The organism is Actinoplanes sp. NPDC049316, assembly GCF_040677315.1.
GTDB lineage: Bacteria > Actinomycetota > Actinomycetes > Mycobacteriales > Micromonosporaceae > Actinoplanes.
Window position 1 is genome coordinate 196,738 of the sequence record NZ_JBFAQM010000012.1, and the last position, 10,424, is coordinate 207,161.

Sequence of the window (10,424 nt, forward strand, 5' to 3'; positions counted from 1 at the left end):
CTGTCCGGCCCTCCCCCGCTGCGGGCCCTGCCCGTCCGTTCGGCTCGTTGAGGTCGCTCACCTCCGGATGGGCCTCCTTGGATCCGCTCGTCTCGTGGTCCTTCCCGGCACTGAGTCTCGCCGTAGGCAAGCAGGCCTGATGTCCCGAGTCTCTCCTGGGTGGCCGAATGAGCCCGTGATTTGCCGACTGCGCTGCTGCAGTCGGTTCTGTCAGAACGATTCTCCTGGGATTTCAGTGCCCTCGACTTTTCGGTGACGTCCGGATTCTGACGGCCAATCAGGGGCCTTCGAGCCCGTTTTGTTGCTCCGGGACCGCATCTTCTGCCGTCTTAGAAAGGAACGCGAGGCCTGCTCACGTACCAGCCAATTCGGACGAAGGATGGTGGGGGATCTTCGCCTATGGACGTCACCTACGGAAAGGGCGAGCCGGAACCTCTAGTAGTGGCCGTGGCGATGGGGCACCGTCGTGGCAGCGCCGAAGCGTCATCCCGACGTGAGATGGCTTAGCTCGCTCCTATTACCACCGGTGCCGAGGCTCGCCGATGAGAATGAGGAGGCGGCGCGCGAGCCGCCGTTGAAGATGCCGGGTCAGTGGCGCCCCAAGGCGTCTCGGGCGAGGGCGACGTCGTCGCATGAAGCGGCAGGTCCCGACCACGTGCGTGTGTTCGCTGCGCCGCGATCGAGGTCGCCACCCCCGTGATGGTCAGTGCACAGAGCCCCAAGGCCATCACCGCGACGCGCGTCCGTTCGGTCGGCGGCATACGGCTGCGAAGTGCGGCCTCTCGAGTCCTGACCTCCTCTCCGGCGACGGGACACGGCGTGGCTTAACTGGGTGATAGCCCGACATGCCATCCGAGTGAGTGGTCTGGCTCCCGAGCTGGATCCTGGCGGCAGGGGTAGCCGGCTCGCGGTCTGTCGGATGACAGCTAAACGCTCCAGAGTTTCCCGGCGTGGGTTTCACGTGAAACGGCACGGCCCATTCCGCTCCTGGTGGCAGCTCCTGGATGTGGATCGGGCTCTGGCGCAAGGCGTCAGCGCATAGTCCACCGTGGCGTGGGGTGCTCAGATGGCTGACTCCGGTCTCATCCGCGAATGGCGGTCTCGCTTTGCGGCGTGATCTCGGGCCCGCGCACCGCCACTGTCCTGACCGTCCCCGGGATCTCGTGCTACTCCGGCGTAATGATGAGAGGAGGTCGCCAACTTCGCCGGCGACGGTTATGCCGGTGCCGAACTTCCGCTTCCCGAGGTTCTGGGAGCCTGGGGAACGGATCCGGTGGATGCCGCCGGATTTCGTATTGCTGCTGGATCGAGGGGCGGGGCTCCGCCTCGTTTCACGTGAAACTCTCCCTCGATTCGGGTGCTTCATCCGTGCCTCGAGCCGGATGAGGGAGTCGGCGCAGGAATACATGACGACTCCCGGATCGGCTGATCTGACGGCCACAACTGCCAAGTTCTCGATCTTGGCTGAGGGTCAACCGCGCGACCGAAGGGCCATCGGTCTCATGCCCGTGTCAACCGCCGGAGTGGCTGCCGCCTCGGAGTACCCGGACGGAATGGAGCATGGAGCCGTCTGGGAGCGCGGATACCACCGGAACTCACCCCCCACAGGCCTGGTGCTGACAATTGAGCGTTGATCGGGGATCGAACGGGTCGCGGTCGCTGAAGGTCGGCTCCGCGCGGCGGGAAGAGCCCTCCGTCACGGCCGGGGTCTGTCAGTTGGACGGGTGAGTTGACTCTGCCGCCCGAAGGCGGGCACTGGGCCTGGTGTGTCGGGCGGGCGACCGTGAGCGTCCGACCTTGTCCTTGATGAACGGGGTGCTACGGCGGACGCCGCGCCAGCCGCGATCACCGAGGCGCCCGAACCCATGGGACGTGGCGGGTTCGAGACCGGCATCTCCGACGGCGGATACGGTAGCCGGCCGCCGGCATAGGGCTGCCTGTTCCACGTGAAACCGGACGGGATTCAGATGCCGGAAGCCGTCGCCCGTCTCATCTGCCCGCGTGCGCCCGCTGAGTCATACCGCCGTCCCGGTGCAGCGGTTCGGCGGCGCACAAGGCCAACCAAGCACGGCCGACGGACCCCGCCCGGCGTGCCCGTCTTCCGGTGTTTGCGCGGCGCCGTTTCGTTTGCAGGCCAGGGGCGGCCCAGCGTCGCCGGATCGTTGGGACCCGCCGCGCGAACCGGCAGGCTCCGTTTCACGTGAAACGAGATCCCACCTCAGCATTCCGCGCAACGCCAGATGCCGCGCGGGGACGCCAATGGCAGGAAGGATCGTGCTGGCTCGACACCGGCGCAGCTGTCGCGGAGGCCGGTTGCTCCAAGAAGATGTTGCCCCTCTACCCACTACCGCTCGTCATCCTGGGAGCTGGGGAGCTGGGGAGCTGGGGAGCTGGGGAGCTGGGGAGCTGGGGAGCTGGGGAGCTGGGGAGCTGGGAGCGGGGAGCTGGAGCGAGCTGGGAGCTGGGGAGCTGGGCGCTGAGAGCTGGAGCGAGCTGGAGTGGGAGCTGGGGCTGAAGCGGGGAACGGGGAACTAGGAACCGCGAGCCGAGAGGCCGGAAGCCGAGGATCGCGAGCCCGATGAGCGGGAGCCTGAGGGGCCGGGAGCCTGAGGGGCCGGGAGGCCGAGGGACCGGGAGCCCGAGGGACCGGGAGGCCGAGGGACTGGGAGGCCGAGGATTGCGAGCTAGGGCCGAGGGCCGACGGCGAAGGCTGCGGGCGGCGAGCCGTGAGCCAGGGCTGAGGGCGGAATCGGGGAACGAGAGCCGAGAGTCCGAGGACCGCGAGTTGGGGCCGAGGGCGCGAGCCAGGGCCGATGGCGAAGGTTGAGGGCGGCGAGCCAAGAGCCGGGCCCAGGGCGAAGTCGGGAGCCGAGTGCCGGGAGCCGAGAACCTAGTGCCGGAAGCCGAAAAGTCGCGAGCAAGGGCCGGGGCCGAGGCTGGGAGCCGAGAGCCGGAACCGGAGACCAAGGGCGCGAGCGGCGCCGAGGGCCGGTCCTGGAGCGTCTCGCTCAACCTCGCTCTTGGGACCGAGGCGGAGCACGCAGCCCTTGCCGGCGAATCAAACGCATCTGTGGATTGCTATTAAGAAGAGAGCCTGCGAGGCCGGCCCGGGAGAAGGTTCGGGGCCACCCCGCATCAATCATGATCCTTGCCAGCGAGACGGCGAGGGTACAGGTGCAGGGCCGCACTGCACGGGTCGGCTCATCGGTGGACAGCAGTATCCACAAGCTGTGTGTGACCTTGTTGACAACGATCGCCGTGGCCCGTTTCACGTGAAACCGTGCAGCAGGCCGGCGAGCTTTCCACCGCGGTATCCACAGGGCCTGCAAGCCTGCGACATGGCGTTTCACGTGAAACCGATGGGCCTGTGGATAACTTCTGTGGATAACTTCGAGGGTGGTCGCGGCGTAGGGGGACGGTGACGTTCGTCGACGGGTTGCCGGGTGGCTGAACGGACGACGGGGCCTCAGCGGGATCGGTGGGAAATTGACCCGGGACAGTGCCGTGTCGGCTGCACTAGGGTCAGCGGCGTGCCTGAGTACAGCCCCTCGCTTCCTGAGTTCACGCGGTGGCCTTCGTTCCCTTTCGAGGGCGACATGCGGGTCAAGCGCCTCGCCGACCCTGTCGCCGTCGAGCCTCCGCGCAGTGGCGAGGACGCCGCGGACTGCGTCGCCTGCAACACCCCTGACGATGCGTACATCTGGGTCAGTGAGCGGTGGCGGGTCCGGGCGATGGACCGGCCGACGGGTTTGCCCATGGTGCTCATCCTCGAGTGCCGGTCCCACCTCGACCTCGGTGACCTGCCGAACCTGCTGGCCGCCGAGCTGGGTGTCATGACCGTACGGCTCGAACGCGCGATCCGGTCACTTGACGGTGTCGCCCGGGTGCACGTGAACCGGTGGGGTGACGGCTCGGCGCACCTGCACATGTGGTTCCTGGCGCGGCCCTACGGGCGACTCCAACTCCGTGGCACCTTCCTGTCCCTCTGGGACGACATCCTGCCCGTCATCCCCGAGGAGCAGTGGCGCGGGAACCTGGCGCTCGTAGCGGCGTGGCTCGCGGAGTTCGGCGGTCGTGCCATTGCCGAACCACCTCACATCCACTGGGAGTCGCCGTCCACGTTCAGCAACGACGTCACCCTCTCCGGGGCTACGCAGAAGCCAGATGCGCCGGTTCCGTCGGCGGAGGCGAGCGGCCAGCGCGCCACAGACGACGCGGCTGAGGCAGAGACTCCGGCTGTTGCACCCGAGACCTCGGACGGCGGATCGCAGAACGCCGCGAAGGCGGACCGCAGTGAGCGAGGGGATGAGGAGGACCCGGAGGCGGCCGCGGCCGACCAAGCCGTGGATGAGGGGGACGCCGCAGCTCGGGATGCGGCGGCGGAGGGCGCGGTGAAGAGGGATCCGGGAGCCGGCGACGTCAGCACCGGAGGACGTGGAAACGCGGCGGGAGATGGCATAACACCGGAACCTTGGAATGCCGAGGGCAGCGTCGGCACCCCGCAAACTCGGAACGCCGATGCAAGTGTCAGCACCCCGGAACCCCGGACCGCCCCAGAACTCCGAAACGCCGCCGGGGACGGGAACGCCGCCGGGGACGGGAACGCCGCCGGGAAGGGGAACGCCGCCGGGAAGGGGAACGCCGCCGGGGACGGGAACGCCGCCGGGGACGGGAACGCCGCCGGGGACGGGAACGCCACGGGAGACACGAATACCGCAGGGACGGGGGACGGCGCGGGAGACCCGAACGCCGCACCGGCCAGGGACGCCACGGCAAAGGGAAGTACCGCATCGGATGGGAGCGGCCCGGCGGACCGGAAGCCCGCGGGAGTCGGTATCACCGCCGGCGAGCGCAACGTCGCTGAGAACGGCACCGCCGGAGGGAACGCCAACGCAGGCGGTACCGAAGGGCTGGGGAACGAGACCAGTGCGGCCGGAGACGACAAGGCGGCCGGCACCGAGCCAGCACTTGCCGACGAGCGCCCGAACGACCCGACCGACGTAACCGCTCCGCCCACCCGAGCACCCGATGACCGTGATACCGCCGACCTTTCCGACTCCGCTCGCCGGACCTTCGATGAGGGGCAGACGCAGAACCTGACGGCGTACGCGAAGAACCTGATTCAACCCGCAGCATCCACCGGCACACCCGCAAGCGCCGATGATGCGGGCCCTGGCCCCGAAGGGCACGAAGGCGTAGTGCGGCCCGGGCCGGAGAGGGCGAAGGGGTAAGGCGGCCCCCGCCGGAGAAAGATGAAGGGCAGCGCAGGCGAAGGGGTAGCGAGGTCTGGGCCGTAGAACGGCGAAGGGGCATCCCGGTCCGGGCCGTAGAACGGCGAAGGGGCAACGCGGTCCAGGCTCGGAAAGGACAGCGCTACCCCACCGACGACTCGACAGTCCTCAGCCGGCCCCGCGAGCAATGGCCGACGCCACGACCTGAGCCAGGACCTTCCCCAGGTCCAGTCCCCCGGCCTGCACCGCCAACGGAAGCAGCGACGTCTCCGTCATCCCGGGCGACACGTTGACTTCGAGCACGTGCGGCACCCCGTCCGCGTCCACGATCAGGTCGACCCGGGACAGGTCCCGCAGCCCCAGGGCTTCGTGGGCCGCGAGGGCCGTGCTCGCGACGGATGCCGCGACCGATGGCGACAGCCGCGCCGGCGTGTGCCATGTCGTCAGGCCTGCGGTGTACCGGGCCGCGTAGTCGTATACGCCGTTGCGGGGGACGATCTCGACCGCGGGGAGGGCGATCGGGCCCTCCCCCAGGTCGACGATCGAGACGGCCACGTCCATGCCGGCGACGTACCTCTCCACCAGCGCCGTCGGGTGGTACGCGAAGCAGCCGACCATCGCCGCCGGGAGGTCCGCCGCGTCGCGGACGACGGCCGCTCCCAGGCCCGATCCGCCTTGGGCCGGCTTGACCATCAGGGGCAGGCCGAGGCGGTCGGCGATCCGGTCGAGGACCGCCACCGCACCGAGCTCCGAGAAGCGGTCGTGCGGCAGAGCCACCCAGTCGGGCGTACGGATGCCCTTCTCGCGCAGCATCGACTTGGCCGACGGCTTGTCCCAGGCGAGGCGGGAGGCCGACGCAGAACAGCCGACGTACGGCACCCCGCACAGGTCCAGCACGCCGCGCAGCGAACCGTCCTCGCCGGTCGCCCCGTGCAGCGCGATCACCACCGCGTCCGGCGGGTCCTCCCGGAGCGTCGGCAGCAGGGACACGTCCGCGTCGCGCATCTCCGCGGAAAGGCCCACCGCGCGCAGCGCGTCCAGGACGCGGCGGCCCGATCGCAGGGAGACATCCCGCTCGTACGAGAGGCCGCCGGCGAGGACGAGAACATGCGGATCTGTGGACGTACCCATGGAAGTGATCATGCCAAGTCGGGGCCGGGAGCGTCCGCGCCGGCCGGACCACGACGGCGGTGCGGGGTCGTCGGGCCGAAGACCGCGCGCATCGCGAGCTCCTGCTCCATCACCCCGGCCAACCGGCGTACGCCCTCCCGGATGCGCTCCGGCGGCGGGAACGAGAAGTTGAGCCGCAGATTGTCCGTGCCCGTGCCGTCGGCGTAGAAGCCCGTGCCCGGCACGTACGCGACGTGCGCGGCGATGGCGCGCGGCATCATCGCCTTCGAGTCGAGGCCCTCGGGGAGCGTCGCCCACACGAACAGGCCACCGTTCGGGCGCGTCCACGTCGTGCCCGCCGGCATCAGATCCTCGAGCGCATCCAGCAGGGCGTCGCGGCGCTCGCGGTAGACCTCCCGGTACGTCTTGATCTGTTCGCGCCACGGCATGGTCGACAGATACTGCGTCACAGCGCCCTGGGCGAACGCGCTCGGGCACAGGATGTTCGCCTCGGAAGCCATGACCAGCTTTTCGCGTACGGCATGAGGAGCCAGGATCCACCCCACCCGCAGCCCCGGCGCGAAGGTCTTGGAGAACGTGCTCAGGTAGAACACGCCCTCGCGGCGGCGGGCGCGCAGCGGCCGCGGCGCCTCACCCTCGAAGCTGAGCATTCCGTACGGGTCGTCCTCGACCACCAGCAACCCGTGGCGCTCGCAGATGTCCAGGATCTCCTCCCGGCGCTCCTCGGTCAGCGTGACGCCGGCCGGGTTCTGGTACGTCGGGATGGTGTAGAGGAACTTGGCCCTCCCACCTGCCTCTGCTATCGCTGCCTCGAGAGCCGCCGGGACCAGGCCGTCGGCGTCCATGGCCACGTGCCGCACCTGTGCCTGGGCGGCCTGGAACACGCCGAGCGCACCGACATACGTCGGCCCCTCGGCGAGCACCACGTCGCCCGGGTCCAGGAACAGCCGTGCCACCAGGTCGAGCGCCTGCTGACCGCCGACGGTCACCACCACGTCGTCCGGGGACGCGCCGTTCGAGGCGTCGATGCCGGAGAGCGTCATGACCTCGCAGATGCGTTCGCGGAGCTCGACCGTGCCCTGACCGATGCCGTACTGAAGGCTCGTCGTGCCGAGCTCGGTCGCGAGCCGGCCCATCATCTCACCGACCGCGTCCAGCGGCAGCGCGGCGATGTACGGCGACCCGCCGGCCAGCGACACCACCTCGGGACGGCTGGCGACGGCGAACAGGGCGCGGATCTCGGAGGTCGTCATCCCGCGGACCCGTCGCGCATAGCGATCGGTGTAATCGTCTTGGGTCGTGCCGGTCATGGAGCTTCACCTCGTCCGGTAGCTGGACACATCGGCGTCCATGCTAGACGCGAGGCGCGGGGGGCAGCTGTTTCTCTTCACCAAGCGGGATGGGCCACCCACCCGTTGGAGTCCGATCCGCTCCCGTTCAAGCCGATTGCGGCGTAGGATCCGTCCGGGGGCGCGGACGAGCACGTGAACAGGACCGTGCCGCGGAGTCCGGAAACCTTCGTCGACACCATCAAGGGGTCCCGCCATGTCGCGACGCCTGGTCAATCTGACCCTCGACACGCTCGAGGATCTACCGCGTCCGTGCCGGAGCTGCGTCTTCTGGGAGCTGGACCCGGTCTCCGCCGAGCGCGCCTGCGCCTCCGGCGACCCGGCGCTCGAGAAGGAGGCCTGGGTGTCGCAGACCCTTCTCGAGTGGGGGTCGTGCGGCAAACTCGCGTACGTCGACGGCATGCCGGCCGGCTTCGTCATGTTCGCGCCGCCCGCGTACGTGCCGCGGTCGATGGCGTTCCCCACCTCACCGGTCAGCGCCGACGCCGCCCTGCTGATGACCGCGCATGTCGTCCCGGCGTTCGCCGGCGGTGGCCTGGGCCGGATGCTCGTCCAGGGCGTTGCGCGCGATCTCACCAAGCGGGGCGTGAAGGCGATCGAGGCCTTCGGCGACGCGAAGTTCGGGGAGGCCGGCGAGGGCGAGGAGGGCTGCGTCGCCCCGGTCGACTTCTTCCTGTCGGTGGGCTTCAAGACGGTACGCCCGCATCCCCGCTATCCGCGGCTGCGGCTGGAGCTGCGTACCGCGCTGTCGTGGAAGTCGGACGTCGAGTACGCGCTGGAGAAGCTTCTCGGGTCGATGAGCCCCGACGCCCTCCTGCGCCCGGTCCGCCCGGCGACGGCAACCAGCTCCACCCCGAGCTGACCCCGGCCGAACGACGACGACACGAAAACGGCGGCCCCCGATGAGGGGGCCGCCGTTTCACATGAAACCGAGCGGTCAGGAGTTGCGGGACGCCAGCGCCAGCCGCAACTGCCGTACGTCGATCGAGCCCGTCGGTACGTCCGCCTCCACCGGGTAGTACATCCGCTGCACCGCCGCGAGCACCGCCTCCACGATCTGCTCGCGGAACAGCGGGTCGATCAGCCGCTCCCGGTCGACGGGCGACGTCAGGTACCCCAGGTCCACCCGTACGGCCGGCATCCGGGTGAAGCGGAGCAGCTCCCAGGTCTTCGCGTGGATGCGGCAGTCGCGCATGCCCGTACGGACGACGACCTCGCGCTGCACGAGGTTGGCCAGGCGCTCCCCCACCGTCGAGGTGACGCCGCTGCCGGTGCCGTAGTGATACGTCGCGACGCCGTCGGCGGCCGGGTTGTCGTGTCCGTCGAGGTGCAGCGAGATGAGCAGGTCGGCCCCGAGGCTGTTGGCGAGGGCCGCGCGCTCCTGGCCGGTCATCGACTGGGCCGGGGACGGTCCCCGGGTCAGGTGCACCCGCATGCCGGCCGCCGCGAGCCGGCCCTCGAGCCGGGTGGCGATGTCGAAGGCCAGGTCCGCCTCGGTCCAGCGGAGCTGCCCGTCGGGGACCACCACGCCGAGGTCGTCGGGGCCGCCGTGGCCGGGGTCGATGACGATCGTCTTGCCGACCAGGCTGGATCCGGACTGCCGGAACGCCTCGGCCTCGCGCAGCCAGTTGGGGCGGCCGCCGACGACCTTGCGGCCGAGCCGGCGCAACGCCTTCATCGTGTGCGGGCCGCAGGAGCCGTCCGGGGTCAGGCCGACCTCGCGTTGGAACTGGGCGACGGCCCGAGCCGTCCGCGGGCCGTAGATGCCGTCGGCGCGGCCGGTGTCGAACCCCATCTCGAGCAGCCGCTCCTGCAGCGTCCGCACGTCCTCGCCGACCAGTGACGTCGGCACGGAGTGGAACAGGGTACGGGCCCCGAGCTTCCACCGGGCCCCGTCCAGCGCCGACCAGGTCTCCGGGCCGACGAGGCCGTCGACGCCGAGCCCGCGGCTCTGCTGGAAGGCCCGTACGGCGGTTTCGGTCGCCGTGTCGAACTCGGCTCCGCCGGTGTCCAGCAGATCGAGCCCGACCAGGATCGAACGGATCTCCTCGACGGCCGGTCCGGTGTCTCCACGTCGGATCGAACGCACGCGCGGCTCCCTAACAACTGAGGGGGTAGTGCAGAGGGCAACTCCCGGAGCGTACTCCCCGGTGTCCGGCTTGGCCCGGTGGCGACGGGCGGTCCGTGCGGGGAATCACGCAGGAGAACACAAACAAAGCTAACGCCCCGCATTCGTCTGAATGCGGGGCGTCAGAAGCTGAGCGTCAGAGCGCCGACTCGATGAAGTTGACCAGGGCGCCCTTGGGCTTGGCGCCGGCGACCGAGTTGACCGGCTCGCCACCCTTGAAGAGGGTGAGCGTCGGCACCGACATCACCCGGTAGGCGCGGGCCGTCTCCGGGTTCTCGTCGATGTTGACCTTCACGATCTCGACCTTGTCACCCATCTCGGTGGCGATCTCCGCGAGCAGCGGGTCGACCTTCTTGCAGGGTGCGCACCACTCGGCCCAGAAGTCGACAAGGACGACCTTGTCGGACTGCAGCACGTCACTGGCGAAGGTGGCGTCGGTGACGGCCTTGGTTGCTCCCACTAGGACCTCCTGGTTTACAGCTCGACGAAAGATGCGATGAAGCGCTCGGCGTCCAGCGCTGCCGCGCAACCGGTGCCGGCGGCGGTGATGGCCTGACGGTAGGTGTGGTCGACGAGGTCACCGGC

General features: G+C 69.6%; 5 protein-coding genes and 2 pseudogenes. 2 read left to right on the top strand and 5 right to left on the bottom strand.

Going from position 1 to position 10,424, the window contains the following annotated elements:
* Positions 1-3,596 precede the first annotated feature (3,596 nt).
* Positions 3,597-4,124, top strand: a pseudogene (locus AB0K03_RS20545) (hypothetical protein); the annotation flags it as partial.
* A 1,275-nt stretch (positions 4,125-5,399) separates the two neighbouring features.
* On the opposite strand, the gene AB0K03_RS20550 reads toward AB0K03_RS20545, so the two are convergent.
* Both AB0K03_RS20550 and AB0K03_RS20555 read right to left on the bottom strand, forming a co-directional pair.
* Positions 5,400-6,362 (bottom strand): D-alanine--D-alanine ligase, encoded by a 963-nt coding sequence (locus AB0K03_RS20550; protein ID WP_364687113.1) that lies wholly within the window; start codon positions 6,360-6,362, stop codon positions 5,400-5,402.
* Between the two features lie 8 nt (positions 6,363-6,370).
* Entirely contained in the window at positions 6,371-7,672 is a 1,302-nt protein-coding gene (locus AB0K03_RS20555) for a PLP-dependent aminotransferase family protein (RefSeq protein ID WP_364687115.1), read from the bottom strand.
* 235 nt (positions 7,673-7,907) lie between these two features.
* Between AB0K03_RS20555 and AB0K03_RS20560 the strand changes: the two genes are divergently transcribed.
* Positions 7,908-8,573 (top strand): GNAT family N-acetyltransferase, encoded by a 666-nt coding sequence (locus AB0K03_RS20560; protein ID WP_364687117.1) that lies wholly within the window; start codon positions 7,908-7,910, stop codon positions 8,571-8,573.
* Between the two features lie 75 nt (positions 8,574-8,648).
* Here the strand turns inward: AB0K03_RS20560 and AB0K03_RS20565 are convergent, their stop codons facing one another.
* The 3 genes and pseudogenes from AB0K03_RS20565 to AB0K03_RS20575 all read right to left on the bottom strand — a co-directional run.
* A complete protein-coding gene (locus AB0K03_RS20565) occupies positions 8,649-9,800 on the bottom strand; it encodes an N-acetylmuramoyl-L-alanine amidase (RefSeq protein WP_364687119.1) in 1,152 nt (383 codons plus the stop codon).
* A gap of 175 nt (positions 9,801-9,975) precedes the next feature.
* Positions 9,976-10,299 carry a thioredoxin gene (trxA, locus tag AB0K03_RS20570; protein ID WP_199513240.1) on the bottom strand — a complete coding sequence of 108 codons (324 nt, stop codon included), beginning with the start codon at positions 10,297-10,299 and terminating at the stop codon, positions 9,976-9,978.
* 14 nt (positions 10,300-10,313) lie between these two features.
* Positions 10,314-10,424, bottom strand: a pseudogene (locus AB0K03_RS20575) (thioredoxin-disulfide reductase); the annotation flags it as partial.

Excerpts from the sequence above, each read along its gene's own strand:
- AB0K03_RS20550 (WP_364687113.1), bottom strand. The coding sequence starts at position 6,362 with ATGGGTACGTCCACAGATCCGCATGTTCTCGTCCTCGCCGGCGGCCTC.
- AB0K03_RS20555 (WP_364687115.1), bottom strand. The coding sequence starts at position 7,672 with ATGACCGGCACGACCCAAGACGATTACACCGATCGCTATGCGCGACGG.
- AB0K03_RS20560 (WP_364687117.1), top strand. The coding sequence starts at position 7,908 with ATGTCGCGACGCCTGGTCAATCTGACCCTCGACACGCTCGAGGATCTA.